General features: G+C 64.2%; 12 protein-coding genes and 6 pseudogenes. 8 read left to right on the forward strand and 10 right to left on the reverse strand.

All coding sequences use genetic code 11. From position 1 onward, the window contains the following. Positions 1-92: 92 nt before the first annotated feature. Positions 93-998: pseudogene (locus LOKHON_RS15025) on the reverse strand (IS3 family transposase); the annotation flags it as partial. Positions 999-1,055: 57 nt separating this feature from the next. On the opposite strand from LOKHON_RS15025, the gene LOKHON_RS15030 reads away from it, so the two are divergent. Next, complete coding sequence (locus LOKHON_RS15030; RefSeq protein WP_017927508.1) at positions 1,056-2,093, forward strand: IS110 family RNA-guided transposase; 1,038 nt, start codon at positions 1,056-1,058, stop codon at positions 2,091-2,093. Between the two features lie 269 nt (positions 2,094-2,362). Here the strand turns inward: LOKHON_RS15030 and LOKHON_RS15035 are convergent. The 4 genes and pseudogenes from LOKHON_RS15035 to LOKHON_RS15050 all read right to left on the reverse strand — a co-directional run. Continuing rightward, positions 2,363-2,644 (reverse strand): annotated as a pseudogene (locus LOKHON_RS15035) (transposase); the annotation flags it as partial. 375 nt (positions 2,645-3,019) lie between these two features. Beyond that, complete coding sequence (locus tag LOKHON_RS15040; protein ID WP_017927510.1) at positions 3,020-4,324, reverse strand: site-specific integrase; 1,305 nt, start codon at positions 4,322-4,324, stop codon at positions 3,020-3,022. 33 nt (positions 4,325-4,357) lie between these two features. Further along, positions 4,358-6,439: a site-specific integrase gene (locus LOKHON_RS15045; protein ID WP_017927511.1), complete on the reverse strand. Its 2,082-nt coding sequence runs from the start codon at positions 6,437-6,439 to the stop codon at positions 4,358-4,360. 26 nt (positions 6,440-6,465) lie between these two features. Further along, entirely contained in the window at positions 6,466-6,693 is a 228-nt protein-coding gene (locus LOKHON_RS15050; RefSeq protein WP_017927512.1) for a helix-turn-helix domain-containing protein, read from the reverse strand. Between the two features lie 259 nt (positions 6,694-6,952). On the opposite strand from LOKHON_RS15050, the gene LOKHON_RS15055 reads away from it, so the two are divergent. Beyond that, positions 6,953-9,082 carry a hypothetical protein gene (locus tag LOKHON_RS15055; RefSeq protein ID WP_017927513.1) on the forward strand — a complete coding sequence of 710 codons (2,130 nt, stop codon included), beginning with the start codon at positions 6,953-6,955 and terminating at the stop codon, positions 9,080-9,082. A 284-nt stretch (positions 9,083-9,366) separates the two neighbouring features. On the opposite strand, the gene LOKHON_RS15785 is transcribed toward LOKHON_RS15055, so the two are convergent. Then, the gene (locus tag LOKHON_RS15785) at positions 9,367-9,600 is read right to left on the reverse strand and encodes an integrase core domain-containing protein (protein WP_162561817.1); all 234 of its coding nucleotides are present in this window, start codon (positions 9,598-9,600) and stop codon (positions 9,367-9,369) included. On the opposite strand from LOKHON_RS15785, the pseudogene LOKHON_RS15060 reads away from it, so the two are divergent. Then, positions 9,599-10,629, forward strand: a pseudogene (locus LOKHON_RS15060) (IS110 family RNA-guided transposase). The gene LOKHON_RS15785 and the pseudogene LOKHON_RS15060 overlap by 2 nt on opposite strands. A 255-nt stretch (positions 10,630-10,884) precedes the next feature. On the opposite strand, the pseudogene LOKHON_RS15970 reads toward LOKHON_RS15060, so the two are convergent. From LOKHON_RS15970 to LOKHON_RS15975, 3 pseudogenes are all read right to left on the reverse strand, one after another. Beyond that, positions 10,885-11,027: pseudogene (locus LOKHON_RS15970) on the reverse strand (integrase core domain-containing protein); the annotation flags it as partial. Between the two features lie 282 nt (positions 11,028-11,309). Beyond that, a pseudogene (locus LOKHON_RS15070) lies at positions 11,310-12,324 on the reverse strand (IS110 family RNA-guided transposase). A gap of 103 nt (positions 12,325-12,427) precedes the next feature. Continuing rightward, positions 12,428-12,589, reverse strand: a pseudogene (locus LOKHON_RS15975) (transposase); the annotation flags it as partial. Positions 12,590-13,422: 833 nt separating this feature from the next. Here LOKHON_RS15975 and LOKHON_RS15080 point away from each other — a divergent pair. The 5 genes from LOKHON_RS15080 (at position 13,423) to LOKHON_RS15100 (ending at position 18,359) form a co-directional block, all read left to right on the forward strand. Next, entirely contained in the window at positions 13,423-14,094 is a 672-nt protein-coding gene (locus LOKHON_RS15080; protein WP_081610543.1) for a c-type cytochrome, read from the forward strand. Positions 14,095-14,096: 2 nt separating this feature from the next. Next, positions 14,097-15,020, forward strand: coding sequence for a c-type cytochrome (locus LOKHON_RS15085; protein ID WP_026147355.1), 924 nt, complete (start codon positions 14,097-14,099; stop codon positions 15,018-15,020). A 68-nt stretch (positions 15,021-15,088) separates the two neighbouring features. Beyond that, positions 15,089-15,547: a c-type cytochrome gene (locus LOKHON_RS15090; RefSeq protein ID WP_017927519.1), complete on the forward strand. Its 459-nt coding sequence runs from the start codon at positions 15,089-15,091 to the stop codon at positions 15,545-15,547. A gap of 505 nt (positions 15,548-16,052) precedes the next feature. Then, positions 16,053-17,540: a multicopper oxidase family protein gene (locus LOKHON_RS15095; RefSeq protein WP_017927520.1), complete on the forward strand. Its 1,488-nt coding sequence runs from the start codon at positions 16,053-16,055 to the stop codon at positions 17,538-17,540. A 180-nt stretch (positions 17,541-17,720) separates the two neighbouring features. Next, positions 17,721-18,359: a hypothetical protein gene (locus LOKHON_RS15100; RefSeq protein WP_017927521.1), complete on the forward strand. Its 639-nt coding sequence runs from the start codon at positions 17,721-17,723 to the stop codon at positions 18,357-18,359. Between the two features lie 159 nt (positions 18,360-18,518). On the opposite strand, the gene LOKHON_RS15105 is transcribed toward LOKHON_RS15100, so the two are convergent. Then, entirely contained in the window at positions 18,519-18,824 is a 306-nt protein-coding gene (locus tag LOKHON_RS15105) for an SHOCT domain-containing protein (protein WP_017927522.1), read from the reverse strand. Between the last annotated feature and the right edge of the window lie 25 nt (positions 18,825-18,849).

The following is an 18,849-nucleotide window of genomic DNA, read 5'->3' on the forward strand; positions in this document are numbered from 1 at the left end:
TACACAGTCATCTCTCATCCATTTCATTCAGCCCGTCTGGGTAGGCGAGAGATGGAACTGAGCTGCCCCGTCTGAGTGCTCCAGGTTAATTGTTAGTGCATGGTCGATCTCCGGTCGACGGGCACGACGCTTTCCGGCGTCGGTGGGCGGTATCCCAAGGCGCTGTGGGGCCGGACAGTGTTGTAGTGCTTCCGCCATCGCTCGATCAGGATCTGGGCCTCGCGCAGCGTGTAGAAGATCTCTCCGTCGAGCAGCTCGCTGCGGAAGCGGGCATTGAAGCTCTCGCAGTAGCCGTTCTCCCATGGTGAGCCCGGTTCGATGAAGGCGGTCCTGGCACCGACGGCCTCGACCCAGTCCCGCACCTTCGCGGCCACGAATTCGGGCCCATTGTCGGAGCGAATGAATTCGGGCGGCCCGCGCAGGATGAACAGGTCCGTCAGGGCGTCCACCACGTCGGTGGAGTTGAGCTTCCTGTCGACACGGATCATCAGTGCCTCCTTCGTGAACTCGTCACTCGCCATTGTCCTCGGACCAATGGCGGTCAATGGCTCGTTGTTGAGGATGCGGTAAGCCCGGCCGTCATGTGTCCGGTCCTGGACGAAGTCGTAGGACCAGACGTGGTTCGATCGCTCCGGTCGCAGACGGACGCACGAGCCGTCGTTCAGCCAGAGCCGACTTCGCTTCTTCTGCTTCTGCGGGACTTTCAGCCCCTCGCGCCGCCAAATGCGCTCGACCCGCTTGAGGTTTACCCGCCAGCCGGACTGGTTCAGCAGCGCGGTGACGGAGCGGTAGCCGTAGCGGCCATACTGGCGCGCCAGCTCGATGATGTCCGCCGTCAGGCGCGCTTCGTCCGGCCGGCCGCGTGGCACCTTTCTCTGCGTGGAGCGGTGCTGGCCGAGTGTGCGGCAGGCGCGGCGCTCGGACACGCCCAGTTCCTGCCGCACATGGTCGATGCACTGGCGGCGGCGCGAAGGGCTCAGATGGGGTATTCGGGTCGCGTTACGCCGGCCGACCGACGGCATGATGGGGCTCGATCTGCAATCAGGAGCGAACTCATGTCCCAGCAGCACTTCGTCGGCCTCGATGTCTCCGTGAAGGAGACCGCCATCTGCGTCGTCGACCTCCGAGGCGAGGTCGTTCACTTTGCCTCTGTCGAAAGCCATCCTGTCGTGATCAGCGAGCACCTTCAGGGCCTCGGTATCGATTTTGGCAGGATCGGCCTTGAAGCAGGGCCGCTCTCGTCTTGGTTCTACGCGGGGCTGGTCGAAGCCGATCTTCCGGCGATCCTTGTCGAGACGCGCCACATGCACGCGGCTCTGTCCGCCCGGATCAACAAGACCGATCGCAACGATGCCCAGGGCATTGCGCAGATGATGCGCGTAGGCCTGTTCAAGGCCGTCCACGTCAAGACACCAGCCAGTCAGCAAAGAAGGTTGCTGCTGATCTCGCGCAAGCTGTTACAGCGCAAGGCCTATGACATTGAGAACGATCTACGCGGGCAATTGCGCACCTTCGGCCTGAAGGTTGGCACCGTCGGCACGGCACGCTTCGATGCCCGGGTTCGCGAACTCGTCGAGGACCACTCCGCGATTGCGGCCGTCGTCATCCCGCTGCTTCTGGCCCGCGATGCCTTACGAACGCAGCTTGCCAGATTGCACAAGCTGCTCCTCGAGGCGGTCCGCGTCGATCCCGTATGCCGCCTTCTGATGACGGCACCAGGCGTCGGCCCGGTGGTAGCGCTCACCTACCGCACCTGTGTCGATAACCCGGCTCGCTTCGGTCGCTCGAAGTGTGTGGGTGCGCATTATGGTCTGACGCCACGCCTTTACCAGTCGGGTGAGGTCAGCAGGACTGGCCGGGTTTCGCGATGTGGCGATGCCATGATGCGCACGGCCCTCTACGAAGCCGCGCTCGTGCTTTTGACCAGCCCGCGCGGTCGCTGGAGTTCCCTCAAGGCTTGGGGGATGGGCGTTGCGCGACGCCGGGGCGTCCAAAAGGCGATCGTCGCCGTGGCCCGCAAGCTGGCCATCGTTCTCCACCGCATGTGGAGAGACGGCACGCAGTTCCGCTGGAGTGCTGGGCAAACGGCTTAAAGGACCCGAAAGGAGAGATCGCCGAACAATCACCGAGCTCCTCCGGTCGGAGGGGGTCCCTGCGGGGACGAAGGGAGAGGGCGAGACCGTGGAAACTCGAGCGACAGCCCGACTGATCGCGCGGCTCAGATGGCTCCGCCCACTTCCTCTGATCCCATCATGAGGCGGCAAAACGCCGACCTCGGAGAGAAGCACAAGCTCCGCAGGTCCGACCTTATCTTCACCGACATGCAGGCTCAGACTGCGGAGTTGACCCATGACCCCCGAATAGAGAAGAAGTTTCCCCGCGCCGCCTCGGCCAGGATGAGCTTGTCGAGCGTCAGATCGGAGACCGCCTGGCGCAGGCGCTGGTTCTCCTTCTCGAGCTCCTCCAGCCGCTTCAGCTGGCTACGGTTCATACCACCGCATTGTCGCCGCCACCTGTAGTAGCTCTGCTGTGTGATCCCGACCTGGCGCACCGCATCGGCGACCGGCATGCCTTGCCCATGCAGCACCTCGATCTGCCGTAGCTTCAGCACGATGTCCTCGGGCTTCTCGCGCTTTCCACCCATCGCTTCGTCCTCCTTCTGGCGAGATAAATCTATCTCAGTAGGCGGAGCACTTCAGTGGGGGCAGACCAGGATCGAGAAGAACTTTGTTTGATAGGGTGGCGGCGATGAGTTGGCTGCCTCGGCGTAATGTCACGGAAGCGTGGGAGGCATAGGGTTGGGGGCGGGTGTGCGGTTACTAAAGCCTGAACCGAGGGCAATGTTGGCTTAGCGTCTTCTGCATCTCCCGTGTTACGGAAGATCCGGAGATGGGCAGAAATTGTTGAAAATGCCTCAACTTCACCCCGTGCGGGTGAATGCCAGCCGTTTTCAACACGCTTCGGAAATTGAGGAAATCGCAGCGAGGAGCGCTGATCGGCGGGTTCTCCTGCGAGCGGATTACAGCGCCAAGTCGGTCGAGGACCGGCGCTGGCTGTCGACGAGTTGTAGAAATTCCTGCGCAGCGGCAAGCCCCGTGGAGCGGTCGTAATGACGTTGGGTGGTGCCGAGACCCCGATGGCCCAGAAGAGCCGAAGACGCATGGGCGCCGCGCGCCAGTCGCTCGCTGGCCTCGGTTGCCACGTTGTCGCGCACCCGGTGGATCGAGACGCGCACGCCGAACGCTTCCTCAGTCAGGTTGCCCACCAGGCGACCAATCTGTGCCTCGCTGATCGCCGTATTGCGGGCCAGCATGGACGGAAACAGGTTGTTGCCCTCATCGAAGAGGGGACGATAGGCCGCCCGATACTCGCGCAGGGCCGCCGCGAGCTTTTCGCTCGAGAGGGTGCGCTCGAACGGCTCGCCGGACTTTCGATCCTCCGGCAGCTTCAACATGTGTGCCGGTATCCGGATATGGATCGCCGACCCGTCGGTCAGTTCCAGGGTTCGCCCAAATTTCAGTGATGAGAGCGCACGGCCTCTCTGGGGCAGGGCGGCCGCCATCGCCAGAAGCACCCCGTTGCGGAACTCCTTCGCCGCACGGATGCCACGAAGCTCCCGGGCTCTGGCCTTCGCCATGATCGCGAAGCCGAGGTCGTAGATCCGCGATGCCCCGACAAGCTGGGCACCGGTCTTCGTCGTGGCCCCTTGCGCTGCTGCGCGCTCCTCCCAGTCGGCGACCACGAATTCGCAAGCCAAGGAATTGAAGGCCGGTGCAACCACTGAGAGCCCTGAAAGGACGCGGCCGATATAGTCGGCCGCGGTTCGGTCGGTCGCATGGTGCGCCACGTCTTGGGCGTAGGCGTCGAGGGTTGTCCCGGTGGGCAGCAGGTCAAGTCCACGGGACCGGCAGTGCTCTGTCCATCGAATGAGGGCCCAGGCGACGTTCTTGGTGTGGTCGGCGCTCCATAGGGGACACCCCTTGGTGCGTCGTCCCGACTTCGACGCCCTGATCCGGTTCAGGATACTCGGCCGCCATGCCGTGGGCAGCCGTGCGGCCAGTGCTTCCGCCTTCGTCCATGATGACTTGCGCGGTGCCTTCGCCGTGACCCGCATCTGCCGGAGGATGCCGGCAAAATGCGCCGTTCTCTCAGCGCCCCAGATCTCGGCAGCGCATTTGTGGAGGTAGGCGAACTCCGCGAATGCGGCGTCGCCGACGGCCGTGATGCGCGTCTCCAGATGACGCGTCAGCCGAACACGCGAGGGTGCAGGAGTTTCGGGGGCCGCAGATCTGAACTCTGACAGCAGTTTCAGGTGGTTATTCATGATGTGTTCCTTGTCGGGGCGCCAGCTGCGCGCTCAGGCCGCCGACTTGCGGTCCAGGGTTTTCAGCCACTCTGCGGAGACGAGACTGTCATCGAGCTCGGCGTAGTGGTCGATCGTAGTCTGCAGCCTCTTATGGCCCAGCAGGCGTTGCACCTTCGGCAGGTTGTCGAGGCTCTCCCTGAGCCAGACCCATCCGATAAGATGACGATAGAGGTGCGGGTTGATCTGCACCCCGACCTTGCGGTGCAGAAGACGGGTGACGCGCTTGAGAAGGGAGCTGTAATAGCCGTGCAGGGTCTTGCCCTGAGCCGGGAAAAGATACGGGTTCTGCTGCGCCGACGGGTCGAGCAGGGCCGGCCGAACGACATCGAGATACTTCCTGAGCAGGCGGCTGGTGGCATCACCCAGTTGGACCACCAGATCGGCGTCGCCGTTGCTGCGCATCTTGACCTGGACGGCCGGGATAACGATCCGCGCTCGACCGTCTTGCCAGGCAATCCAGTCGAGCCGCGCCTGTAGCACGTTTTCGCTGCGTGGGGCCCGTGCGAGTAGGATGTCATGCGCCAGCGCCGACATGATGTCTCGGCCCAGTTCAGGATCAATGACTTCGATCGGCTTCGGCAGATGCCCATGCGCCTTGCGATGGGCCTTTCGTTTCCGATCGATGGTCAGGTTCACATCCGCCAGAATGTTGGCACTCAGGTCGATCGTCTTCTGGATGCGCTGGTCGTTGAACCTCCGCAGCTTGGCCTTGTTGCGCGGCGCGATGCCTGCATGGTCCGCCCTGTGCAGCGCTACGAGGTCGTCGATCTCTCTCAGATCCTCGGGTGAGCGGCACTGGAAATCGCGTGCGATCTTGCGGGCGCATTTAAGCACGCCTGCCACGTATCCACTGGGGAATTCCCCCTTGTTCGCCTCCTCCAGCGCTTCCGACGCGGCTTCGAGGAACTCGGGGTCGGTCAGTTCTTCGATGGTCTCGGGCACGACGTCGGCCGTAGCTGCGACCGCTTTTGCGAGCGAGACGACATAGCCGCGACGCGTGCACAGCGTCCGGTCGCTCCACCGATCCTTGCCGATCAGGAAGCCCGCCTGCCGCAAGCGCTCAGACTGGCTGTTCGCTACGGGCTTGGCCTGCTGCCCCGGTCGGGCGGACTTCGCCTCGCGCTTCGCGCGCAGACGTGCCTTCTTGTCCGAGACGGTGGTCGTCCTGTCCGTATCATCGAGCATTGCGATGAACGCTGCGCGCTCGAGGCCGTCGCGGGACCTCTGGCCTTGCGCCCATGGCGCCACCCGTCGGTCAAACTCCTCCATCACCGTCGCGATGGCCGCGTCCGAAACGCCGAACCTCTCGCGGCGATCCGAGAAGGGGTGGTCGGCAAGCGTGAAGCCGAAACGGTCGAAATCCGGCTCCGTTGCCAAACGCTTCATGAGGCCGGCCATCTCTCGGACATGCTTCTCGCACTTGGCCTCGCTCTTGGCCGAGTTGGCCACGCGGTGATTGAAGTAGGCGGCGAAGGTCTCGGTGGTGATTTCGCCGGGGGCCACGTCTTCGTCGTGCAGGAAGAGAAGGAAGGAGCCGGAGGCGAGCCTGACAGACTCCGGGAAACTGCCGCTGGTGATCGCCTGGTGCACGTCGGCGTAGATCCCGCCGATATCATCGATGCGGCGGCCGCGCGTGCGCGGCTGCATGTCGCCGACCGCCTTGATCAGCGCGGATCGATAGGTGGCATAGCTTCCGGCTGACAAATTGAAGCTCGCGGCTGTATGCCGGTCGAAGAAATCGATCACGTCCTGCTTGCAGACCGATTGCAGCTCCGGTGACCAGCCCGCATTGCGGCAAAGCCATCTCAACTTGGAGACGAGGCCGCCGTTTTCCCTCTCGCGGGTGGATGCGATCAGGTCCGCATACGAGCAGCGCGGACTCGCCTCGCAGCTGAAAAGGTCGAGGCCGGTTGCGTCAGAGAGAGCCCGCAGGGTTGCGTGGCGTGGCCGGAGCCCAGCTATGTTCAGGATGTCGGCGACTGCTTTCGGGTTCAGTCCGGCACGTAGCGAAAGGGCGCGCTTGGTTTCACCGGATTCTTCCAGATAGCCACGGAGCGTTTGGGCGAGGGTCATTGTTCTTCCTTGTCGAGGGTGACCGGTCATTCGAGATCGAGCTCCGGCCTTCCAGTCTCAGGCCGGACTCGAAGCTCGAAGACCGCGAGCCACTCGTCTTTGATCGTCCATGCCTTGCCGAGCTTCGCCGCCTGCAGCTTGACCAGCCCATGCGGCGTCGGGCAGCCGTGGTTGATCCAGTCCCGGATCGTGTGCGGATCCCGGTTGAAGATCTCCGCCACCTCGTTCGCTGTGTAGTATTTCGGTCGTTTCATGGGCCTGCTCCATTCGCCTATGGAGGAATTGGGTCCCATGGCGGAAATTCGGAAATTTCCGAGGTAAATAAATTGGAACCGCAGCCAAAGACGCGGATGGAATGGCGCGACCGGTCTCGCGGGTCCGACGAGAAAAGGTGTCGCGCCGCTAATAGGCTATCTATTACCGGGACGACCCCCTTTTTCCGGATCCAACTGATTTCTTCCGGGTCTTCCGAGCCGGTCCGATCTCCCCATCAGACCGATAGGGAGACTGAGGATGGCACTGGATCAGCGATTTGCAATCAAGCGGGACAGCAAGGGCCGGTTCTGTGGGGCTGGCGCATACCCCTCCGCGCACCCTGCATTGGAAACTGACTACACGTGCCTCTCAAAGGCTGCACAACGGCTGCAGAAGGCCTTGGAAACCGCAGAGCGTCAGCAGCGTGATGCGGAAGGCGCCGATGACGGCATTCCCACCGTCGTGGTGCGTGCGAGCCCCGGCGCAGGGAAAAGCACGGAGCAGCGCCGCCGCATGGCAGGGCGCGTGGAGGCCAGCGAAGAGGGGCGTGTCGTCTTCCACGTTCCGACGCTTGCCCTCGCCGAGGAAGCCGCCGGTGAGGCCGCGGCACTCGGTCTGAAGGCACAGGCGATCCGGGGCAGGGCGGCAGCACGGTCTGACGGGTCGGGTCCCATGTGCAAGAAGGTGGATGTCGTCGAGCGCGCCAGTCGCCTTGGGATCTCGGTGCGAGAGAACTTCTGCGAGCGAAAGGATGAGGACGGGACCATTCGCCGATGCCCGCATTTCGAAGGCTGCGCCTACCTCGCCCAGTTCCAGAGCGATGCCACGCATGCCTTCCTGGCATCGACCTATCTTCGACTGCCCGATCCGAGCGGCCAGGATTGCACGCAACGCATCGTCGACGAGTCATTCTGGCGGGAGCTCGTGTGGATCCGGGACATCGAGGTCGGAGAGTTCCTTGCCCCGCGGCCGTTTCTGTTCAAAACGAAAGCTGCTCAACACGCCGACCTGCTGATGGCCGCGGGGGAGGTGACAGCGGCTCTGATGGCCGGCGGGTCCCCGCTTTCGCTGCCCTATACGGCCGAGGACTTCGACGGTTTCGCCAAGCTTGAGAGAGAAGCCCGGCCGCCAGTCGCCGAGCTGGCGCCGGATCAGGACACCAAGAACCAGAAGGCAACATTGGTGAAAGCCGAGCTGGTTCACCGGCAGGTCTCGCTGTTCAGCGCGATATGGTCCGTGCTCGCTGATACGAAGCGGAACGGGCTCGTCCGATGCGAGCGGCTGAGGCATTACATGTTCGACGGCAAGCCTGTGCTGCGTGTCATACGAAAACGCACGATGCCGCATTCGGAGCCGATGCTCGTGTTGGATGCCGATGCGGACCGCGAGATCCTGACTGCAGTCGGCTGCAATGTGATCGCCGAGCACGAGCTAACGCTGCGGCCCAACGCGATCATTCAGCAGCTCCACGACAGGCGGATGTCGACCACCTCCTTGCTGGGAAGTGAGAAACTGCGGGAGGAGTGGCGGCGCATCATCGCCAGGGAGGTGTTGCGAGACCGCCTGGGGAACAATAGCGGCGTTCTGGTCGGGGCTACGAAGAAGGTGGTCCGCACCTTTTTCGAGGATGCCGGCCATGACTTTGGCAGCATGACCGAGGATGAGGTTTCTCAGTTCATGCTGAACACGCGCCTGCATGGCGCGCATTGGCTCTGGTTCGGTGGACGTGCTCTGGGCTCGAACCGCTACAAGACGTGCTCGAGTGTCATCGTCATTGGACGGGAGGAACTGCCGGTCTCCGCTCTGGAGGATCAAGGACGAGCGCTGTGGGGTGACACGCCGGGTCGGCCCCTTCGGCTAATCGAAGCTGATGAGAAGGGAAACCTCAGGCTGCCGGAGGAAGAGGTTCAATACGAGATGACTGACGGCTCGGCCATGGCAGTGCTGGTGCCCTGCCACCCCGATCCGCGCATCAGGCGGCTGCAGCTGCAGGCTCGTGAACTGGCGACGCGCCAGATGGTCGAGCGTCTTCGCCTCGCCCGCAGCGACCGCCCGAAGCGGGTCATCCTCGGCTGCAGTATTCCGATCCCCGGGCTTCCGGTTGATGCCTTGGTATCATGGGACGATCTGTGTCCCTGCCGGGTTCAAGCCGCGGTGATTACCGGGCTGGTTGAGAAGGGCGTCGTCCGTCTGTCGCACAAAGGTCTTTCTGCAGATGCACCGCAGGTCTTCAGGACAGAAAATGCTGTAAAATGTTTCTTGGGGAAAAATAAGAAATGTGCTGCGTTGCGGCGGCAACTTAAAGAATTTTCGAGAATGGAAGGTTGCGGACCGGCAGAATTGCAGAGCTCGGAATTGAATGCCAGGGTTCAACATCTCCTGTGGTAGGCGGCAATTATTTGGGCCCGAATAGTGACCTCCGATCCGCGCGCAAACTGCTCGCGCCGCGAAAGTATAGGCTTCCCCAGCCGCGGCATGAGCCGATGTGGTGCGATCGGCCTTTACCGGACTTGCGTCGTCGAGGTTCTCGCTTCCGCGCGGCTCCCTAAAGCGGTCACACCTGATGCCGCGTAGCATTTTATGGGCAGGCCGAGGTCCGCGGTGCGGGCCGCGCTGACCTGCGACCCGTCTTTCCTCCGGTTTGACGGAGAAACCGTGGGTGGTTTCTGAGGCTATGCGGCCTGCTGTTCCAGCGCTGTTTTCATGGCAAATTCGGCGGGTGGGATATTGCCCAAGGCTGAATCGGGGTGGTGCGGGTTGTAATCGAGCTGCCACGCCTGGACCTGACGTCGGGCATCGCCGAGCGTCGAGAACAGCACCTCGTTGAGATGGCGTAACCGGGGCTCAGTCTCCGGAATCGCCGGTAGTCTTCTTGCCGGTAAGTCCACAACCGGGAGAAGGACCATGACCAGTGTTTTATATGTGGGCCTCGATGTCTCACTCGAGATGACCAGCATCTGTGTTGTCGATGCCGAGGGCGGAATGATCCTTGAGGCAAAGGCGGTCTCGGACCCTGCCGACATTGGCGAAGTGCTGGCTGGTATTGGCGGCACCTTCGAGCGGGTTGGTTTCGAGGCCGGGCCATTGTCGAAGTGGCTTTACAATGGCCTGACAAGCGCCGGACTGCCCGCCGTCTGCATAGAAGCGCGGCACGCCAAGGCCGCGATGGTGGCCATGAATCGCAACAAGAACGACCGCAATGACGCCCGCTCTCTGGCGCAGCTTATCCGCTCAGGCTGGTTCAAGGCCGTCCACGTGAAGTCGACGGAAAGCCAGGAGATGCGCACGCTCCTGATGTCGCGCGAGTTCTTCGTCAATAAGCTGCGCAACCACGAGAACGAGATCCGCGGCTTGTTGCGTCCGTTCGGCCTGAAGGTCGGGCGCGTCGCCGCGCGAGACTTCGACACCCGGGTGCGCGAACTCATCGTGGGGTATCCGAACCTTGAACTCTGCATGTCCGCATTGCTTCGCGGGCGCGCCGAGATGCAGGCGCAACTGGCTGAACTCCATCGGGCCCTTCTGCGCCTCACGGCGAACGACGAACTCTGCCGTCGGTTCATGACCATTCCCGGCGTCGGGCCGGTCACGGCGCTGGCATCCAAGGCGACAATCGATGACCCGTGTCGCTTCCGCCGTTCGAGCGATGTCGGCGCGCATCTTGGTCTTACCCCACGACAATACCAGTCCGGTGAGACCGACGTGAGGGGTCGCATCAGCCGATCTGGCGATGCCTTTACGCGCACGGCGCTCTTCACGGCGGCCATGTCATGCTCACCCGTTCCCGGCAGTGGACCTCGATCCGAGCCTGGGGCTTGAGGATCGCAAAGCGGAGCAGCCTGAAGAAGGCGAAGATCGCCGTGGCCCGCAAGCTTGCCGTCGTGATGCATCGCATGTGGCGCGATGATGCCCCGTTCCATTGGGGAGCTGCTGCATGATCTGATCCCGAAGCCGGCACTCCCGCTCGCCAAGGCTTCGGAAAGGGTCCCGTCAGGGACGGGGATGAGGAAGGCCGCACGAGTGCCTGGTGCTGCTTCTGCGCGCAATCACGCAAGCCCGCCGTTTAGCATGGTCCGCCTCACCTTCGACCGCCAACATGCGGCGAGCCCTACAACGGACCGACTGCGGACAGAAGCATGACCCCATGACGGAAGCAGACCCGACCGCGCTTGACGAACACGCCCCGATTACAGAAGCAGCTCGTCGCGGAGCCGGCCGTTGAAGCTTTCGACGAAGCCGTGTCTCGCATCGGCTTGCCGGGCGCGATGTAATACCAGCCAACCGCTGTGCGCTGGCTGTAGGCCAAGATGGCCATGGAGGTGAACTCGGTCCCGTCGCCAATGGTCGCTTGGACCATTTATGGATGGCTCCCGCGTGGCAAGGGCTTTCGTGGCGTTCCGGCGACTGGTCGGTTGCGGCCATTTATTCGGCGTCGAGATTGCAGCTCGAAGGCTGCGCGCCTTGATGAAACTCCGCGTCTCGCCTTTGATCCCGATCAATGGCACGCGCTCGAAGGTGCTGCGATCCGAACAGGGTATTCCGGCGATATGTCCCTCAGTTGGCCATCATGCCACCTTGCACCTCACCATTTCGTCCGAGGCAAAGGGCGTCGTAGCTCTCAGGCTGCGCGCACGGCCTCGTATTCCGTCCCATTTCTCAGCAGTGCCCAGACGATCCTGGCCATGCGGTTGGCCAAGGCGATGGCGGCCTGCTTCGCGGTCTTCCGCTGCAAGATCCGCCACAACCAGTCCTCGCCAGGCTGCCCCCGTCGGCGAGACGTGATGACGCCCATGGCGCCAAGATACAGCAGGCGGCGCAGGTAGCGATTGCCCATCTTCGAGATGCGGCCCAGCCGTTCCTTGCCGCCGCTCGAATGCGGCTTTGGCGTCAAACCGAGCCAGGCGGACAGATCGCGCGAGGTCCGGAAGCCCGTCACATCCGGCAGGGTCGCCACCAGCGCGGTCGCGGTGATCGGGCCGACGCCGGGGATGGTCTGTAGTCTTCTGGCTGGTGCGCTGGCCTCAGCCTCCCGGCGGATCTCCCGGGTCAGTTCATCGATCTTCTCCTGGGTCTGAAAGAACTGCTCGGCCAGCAGGCGGAGCGGCTGTCGCGCAGAAGCCGGAAGATCTGCGCGGTCTCCGGCCTCCAGCAGCCTACCGATGTTGTGGACGCCCTTGGCCACGACGATGCCGAACTCGCCCAGATGGGCCCGGATGGCATTGGTGATCTGCGTGAGCTGACGGACCAGGAACTCGCGGGCCTTGTGGCCGAGCAGCAGCCCCTGCGTCTCCTCGCTCTTCACCGGAACGAAGCGCATCGAGGGCCGTGTGACCGCCTCGCAGATCGCGGCCGCGTCGGCCAGGTCCGTCTTGCCGCGCCGAACATACGGTTTGACGTAGAACGGGGGCATCAGGCGAACATCAATGGCCGAACCGGCCAAGGGCGCGGGCCCAGTGATGGGATCCGGCGCAGGCTTCCATGCCGACGAGGCAGGGTGGCAGGTTCTGGAAGAACTCGAGCATCTGGCTGCGCCGCAGCTGACGCCTGAGAACGACGGCGCCCTCGGCATCAACGCCGTGATGCTGGAAGACCGATTTGGCGAGATCGACGCCGATTGTGATAGGCTGTTCCATGGATGGCTCCCTTCATGGGTTCAGCATGACAGCACCCAACGTGGCACATTGCGATGCCGGGAGCGGGAGCCATCCACTCCATCAATGGCAGACAAGGCTCGCCCTCCAGCCCGCCGAAGCGCGCCATGGATTTGTAGCAAGTGGCCTGGCTGACGCCGTGATTGCGGCACACCTCGGCCGTCGATAGCCCGGCCTCCTGCTCCTTCAGCATCCCGATGATCTGTTCTTCATGAAACGCAATCGCTATGAAACGCAATCGCTCCATGTCCGTCTCTAAAGTTGGACGGACTCTACCTCAAACTGAAGGAGGAACAGGGTCTCAGGTTAATGCTACCTTTGTCTGACGGGCGGTAGGCCGACATTCGTGGCAACTGCCTCGAAGGTCTGCTACTTATCGCTTTCGTGGTCAGGCGTGCGAATGCAAATCAAGTGCTGCCGATCGATGTCATCGGGAAAGGTAGTAGATGGCCTTTGTCTTTCCCAGCCACGGCCGCGGTCGCGCGATCAGCCGCCGTCAGCTGCATTGGCGCTCGTCGCTTGCACTCGACCTGCCCGCTCGTGCTCTCGGCTTTCACCTTCAGGCTGAGGCGGCACTCTCGGACGGCGCAACTTCCCAAGTAGGCTGGCTGCATGGGCGCGTTTCAGCCTTCCCTCGCACGGCATCCACTCTTTCCTTCCGGGCCTCGCACCATTGTCGTAGAGTGGCCATGAGCTGGATGTGCGGAGGGCATCGTCTCCCATGCTGCTGAGGCAAATTGTCGGGCTGACCCTGTGCTGGCTTCTGCTTCTCGGGAGCCTGGGGGACGTTGCCGGCTCGGATCACGCGCATGCGGCGGACGGCCATGCGGAGCACGCATCCGTCGCGCCTGCCGCGGTCACCGGTCCAGTGCCCCAGTCCACGATCTGCCATCCGAGCATGCGGTGCATCGTGGTTCCTGCGGATGAGGGGGCGTTTCTAAGCCCGCCGCTGCGGCTGGCCGGACGGATGACCGTTAGCGTCGAAGGGGCGGAACCGCCGTCCCGGCAGCCCGACATCGCCCTGCCGCCTCCCCGTCGAAGGGTCTGATCTGAAAATCGGACTCATTCGACGAGGGCAGTATGACAAGCAAGAAGATGGCGATGGCCACGCTGGCGATCTGGACCGCCGCGGGGGCCGTGCTCGCGCATAACGGCGCGACGGGTGTGGTGCGCGAGCGCATGGAGGGAATGGTGGCGATGCGCGACGCCCTGCGCGATGTGACCCCGATGATGCGGGGCGAGGCCCCCTATGACGTGGCGCGCGTGGTCGAGGCCGGTCGCGCGATCGCGGCACATGCCGGGAGCGAGATGACACGGCTCTTTCCGGAGGGCAGCGGGGGCGGGGTATCCTACGCCAAGGAAGCGATATGGCAGGAGCGCGAGACGTTCGACGCTCTGGCCGACGAGCTGCGCCGCCATGCCGAGGGCCTTGCGAAGGCCGCCTCGAACGGGCTGACGGCGCCCGATCCTCATGCAGGCATGGCGATGGGCGGGTCCATGGCGGGGCACGAAGGCATGATGATGCCCGATGCCGCTCCGGCCCAAGCCGGGCCGGGCAGCGCATTCTCGGTGGCGCAGCTCCTGGGCGTCGAGCCCCGGCGAAGGGCGGAGCGGAAGGTGCTCGCCGCTGCATCCGCGGAGTCTGCGGGCGCTACTGGGCCCGACTACGCCACGCTCGCCGCGCCGGAGGTCTTCCGCCGGATCGGTGAGGCCTGCGCGGCCTGCCATGGCCGCTTCCGGGCGGGGAGCTGAGGATGAGGGGACTTCTCAGAAGCATCCTCCTAATGGGTGTGGTGACGGGTGGCGGGTATGCCGGGCTGCGGGCTTGGCCGATCGGCGAAGATGCGCCGCGGATCACGCTCGACGGCGACGTCCGGCGCGGCGCCTATTTGGCACGGGCGGCGGGCTGCGTAGCCTGTCATACCGACACGGCGGCCGATGGTCCGGCGCTGGCAGGCGGCGCGCCGCTGGATACGCCCTTCGGCAGCTTCGTGCCGCCGAACATCACCCCCGATTTCGAACACGGCATCGGAAGCTGGACGCCGGATGACCTCGCCCGGGCGCTGCGCGAGGGGGTCTCGCCCGAGGGCGAACCCTATTACCCGGCCTTCCCCTTTGAATTCTATGCCGGCTTCTCGGATCAGGACATCGCGGATCTCTGGGCGGCGCTGGCCACCGTGCCGGCGGTTGCCGAAACGCGGGCGGAAAGCAGCGTCGGATTTCCGTTCAGTATCCGCTCGGGCCTCAAGCCGTGGCGGGCCTCAGCGATGCGCGAAGCCGAGAGCCGGCCGGTGCTCGGTCGCTCGGATGAGTGGAACCGGGGGCGCGAGCTGGTGGAGGGGGCGGCGCATTGCGGCGCCTGCCATACCGGGCGAGGTCTCTTGGGTGGGCTCGATGCCGAGAGCTTTGGTGGCAATGACGATCTGCCGGGCGGTTCGGCCGCGCCGTCGATCCGCGCCGCCGATCTGACGGAAGGCGGCTGGACGGCGAGCGCGCTCGCCTATGCGCTTGAAACTGGGATCACGCCGTCAGGCGACGTGCTCGGTGGCTCCATGACCGAGGTGGTGGAGCAGGGCTCCAGCTTTCTCGACGAGAGCGACCGGCGCGCCATCGCGACCTATCTGCTTGATCCTGAAACCAAGCCTTCCAGCCTCAACGCGCTGGCACAGCTACGTTGAGCGCTCTTGACACAAATCCCGGCGCGGCAACCGCCGCGCCGGGGCCAATCCATTGGAAAGACGAACATATGAAGAAGACGATCATCCTCGGTGTCACTGGCCTCATCCTTGCGGGCGGCCTGCTCTGGGTTGCCTCGACGCCCAACCAGGGCGACATGGCGGGCCACTCCATGACCCCGCCCGACACCAGCGAGATCGCGCAGGGTGCGGCAATCGTGCAGGTGGCGCTGCCTGCCGAGCTTTCCGAGCAAGCGCAGATGGGCAAGCGCGCCTTCGAGGCGGTCTGCGCCGATTGCCACGGGGCGAACGCGGCCGGCCGGAACGGCGTGGCGCCACCCCTCATCCACAAGACCTACGAGCCCAGTCACCATGGCGACTACGCCTTCCTTGCCGCCGTGCGGAACGGCGTGCGGTCGCATCACTGGGACTTCGGGGACATGCCCCCGATCGAAGGCCTGACCGATGCGGATGTGGCGAACGTCGTTGCCTACGTGCGGGCCTTGCAGCGCGAGAACGGCATCGACTGATGGCCGGAAGGCGATCCTTGGGCGGCGAAGCGCCGCCGCGGTTCCGGCCCGGGTGCGAGCCACTTGTATCCGGGCCGGAACCTGCCATCTCTCCTTTCACGATGCGACGTCGACATGCGATTCTTCAGTTCTTGGTGGCCCTCTTCGGAGGGCTGTTGATGCTGTCCGTCGCGCTGTCTGGGGCAAGCGCCGCGACCGCACATGGTGAGGGCCAGGGGCATGGCGCGCATCATCTCGTTTCGATTGCCGAGCAAGGCGACCGTGCTCCCGAAGAGAACGCATCGGCCGAGTGTGCCCTGCTGTGTCTTGCCGAACGGCCGCGCCCCCTGCGACCCGAGGGCTATCGTGGCCTGACCGGCCGGGAGCCGGTCGAGACGGGTTTCGCCCCGATCCTAATGACGGGCCAACCGCCGATGCCCCCCTGGCATCCCCCGCAGAAGACCTGAGATCCCGCGTTAACGCCTCCGTCCGATCGGGGGTCCCCGCATCGCGGCCCGAGCGCCGCATGGATTTCAGACAGATGACCCATCACCTTTCCCGTCGTGGCTTTCTCGCCACCAGCGCGGCTGCAGCCGCATTCGCCACCATGCCCGTCTTCGCGCGCGCTCAGGCCGCGGAACCGCTGCTTCTGCGCGCGACGACGCGCACGCTCGACATCGACGGTCGTGCCGCCACCGTCATGGGGCTGATCGGCCCGGACGGCCGGCTCGGGCTCGCGCTCGATCCCGACCAGCGCTTCGCGGTGCGGCTCGAGAACCAGCTCGATGTCGAGACGCTGATCCACTGGCACGGGCAGATCCCACCCAACGCGCAGGACGGCATTCCGAATCTGCCGATGCCGCCATTGGCCGCTGGCGAGAGCCGCGACTACGATTTCGCGCCGCTCGCCGGCACGCATTGGATGCACAGCCACATCCCGACCCAGGAACTCGGCATGCTCGCCGCGCCGCTGATCGTGCGCCGCGCCGAGGACCTCGCGTCCGACCGGCAGGAGGTGGTGATGTTCCTGCACGATTTCTCCTTTACATCGCCCGAAGAAGTGATGGAGCAGATCACCTCCGGCATGGCTATGCAGGGGATGGACCACGGAGCAATGTCCGCCATGGGCGGGATGCGCATGGACGGCTCGATGTCGGGAATGGACCATGGCGCCATGGCGCAATCTGAGCCGATGACCGCCGACCTCAACGATTACAACTTCGACGCCTACCTGGCCAACGACCGCACTCTGACGGACCCCGAGGTGGTGCAGGTCGAGCCGGGCGGGCGGGTGCTGCTGCGGGTGATCAATGCCGCCGCCGCGACCACCTTTTGGATCGAAACCGGCACGGCCCCGGCGCGTCTGGTCGCCGTCGACGGTCATCCGGTGCAGCCTTTGCCAGGTCATCGCTTCGGCGCCGCCATGGCGCAGCGTCTCGATATCGAGATCGACTTGCCGGGCGGCGGCGCCTTCCCAGTCTTGGCGCTGCGTGAGGGCGCGGTCGAGCGGACCGGGATCGTGCTTGCAAGCAAGGGTGCGCAGGTCGAGATGCTCGCCGCCACCGCGCAGCGGGCCGCCCCGGCCTTCGATCTCAAGCTCGAGCAGGAGGGGCTACTGCGCGCAACCATGCCGCTCGCCGATCGCCCGGCGGACCGGAAGCAGATGGTAATGCTCGGCGGCCAGATGCAGCCCTATGTTTGGACTATCGACGGCCGGGTCTGGAGCGAGCATCAGCCGGTTCCGGCAGTCAGTGGCGAGCGAGTGGAACTGATGTTCCACAACATGTCTTCCATGGGCCACCCGATGCATCTGCACGGCCATGTGTTCCAGGTGGTAGAGATCAACGGGGTGCGCTTCGCGGGCGCGCTGCGCGACACGGTCTACGTTCCACCGATGGCGGCCGTTACCGTGGCGCTTGATGCCGGCGAAGCGGCGCGCTGGATGCTGCACTGCCACCAGATGCCTCATCTGGCCTCTGGGATGATGACCGAGTTCGCGGTCACCGTGGGCTGAGGTTTGCTCCGGCTGCTGCTCCAACGCAGCCGGAGTCCCGACCCTTGCTTAATGAAAATCCACGTGGCGACCGGCGGTCGCGCGTGAACCCGGCCTCGACATCGAGGCCGGAACAAAAAGTCGAACCCCACGCACAACGAAAGCGTCGAGCAGATGTCAGTAAATGCCCAGCCCCACGAAGTGACCTTCACCCCGCCCTGGGAGGTCTTCAAACCCTATTTTTCCTATCTCACCATGTTCCTCGGCATGGGCCTGATCTCGGGTTCCATTGTCCATGCCGCGCAGCCGGACATGCGTGTCTACGCCCTTGGACTGATGGCCATCGGGGCCGTGCTGTTCGCTTTCGGGTCCTATCTCAACGAGGTGCTCTTCAAGACCGGCATTCTCGGGGACAGCGTCGTGAAATACGTTTTGGTATCGCTTCTCCTCGCGGTGGGCATCGGTATGGTCTCCGGCGCGGCGCAGCACTTCAACGACACGCCAATCTTCGCCAGCTATAGCGCGCCGATCGGCATCTTCATCTCCTCGCTCGCCTTCGCGATTCGTCAGGGCTATGTCCTGCATCGGCAGAGCTGGTTCATGATGATCGTGGCGGGGCTCGCCTTCGCTGCCGTCTTTCACCTCGGCCTGCGCGCCTATGCGGAGAGCCTGCCGGTCAGCCAAGGCCATCATGGCCAATCCACCGCGATGGCACATGCCGGTGAAGGCCATGCCGGCCATGCGGACGCTCACGGCAGCACGACGCCTGAAGTCGGCAATGGCCATGGGAGCGAGATTGCCACGGATCTGGAGCACGCGGCGCCCGGTGCCGCGCATTGACTTGGCGGGGGGGCGTCGTCCCGTAGACGGAGCCCGCCGTGATATCGGGCGGATGATGGCCCGACGGCCGCCGCCAGAGCGGCCGTTTTTCTGCGAGCAGTTCCCTCGGGCCAAGGGATGCGAGGATTCTGCTGGGGTTGGGAGGTCCGCCGCGGCAGGTTAGGCGCCCAGCAGGCGCTTGCGCGAGGCGTATTCCTCGGTGTCGATCTCGCCCCGCGCAAGGCGTAGGTCGAGTTCGGCGAGCGCGCCGGATTTTCGGCCCGGCCCCGCACCCTCATCGAGCCGGCGGACGAGCCATATGACCCCCGCCACCACGAGGCCGAGCACGATCAGCCACAGCACAGGGCCGAAGATCATGCCGAAGCCGCCGCTGCCCCAGCCCATCATGTGGTCGTAATCGCCGGGATCGGCCCGGGCGGCGGTGGCGAACAGGCTCGGGAGCAAGCCAATTGCGAAGCGTTTCATAGCACTCTCCAAGGTCGGATGTCTC

It is taken from the genome of Limimaricola hongkongensis DSM 17492 (genome assembly GCF_000600975.2).
Lineage (GTDB): Bacteria > Pseudomonadota > Alphaproteobacteria > Rhodobacterales > Rhodobacteraceae > Limimaricola > Limimaricola hongkongensis.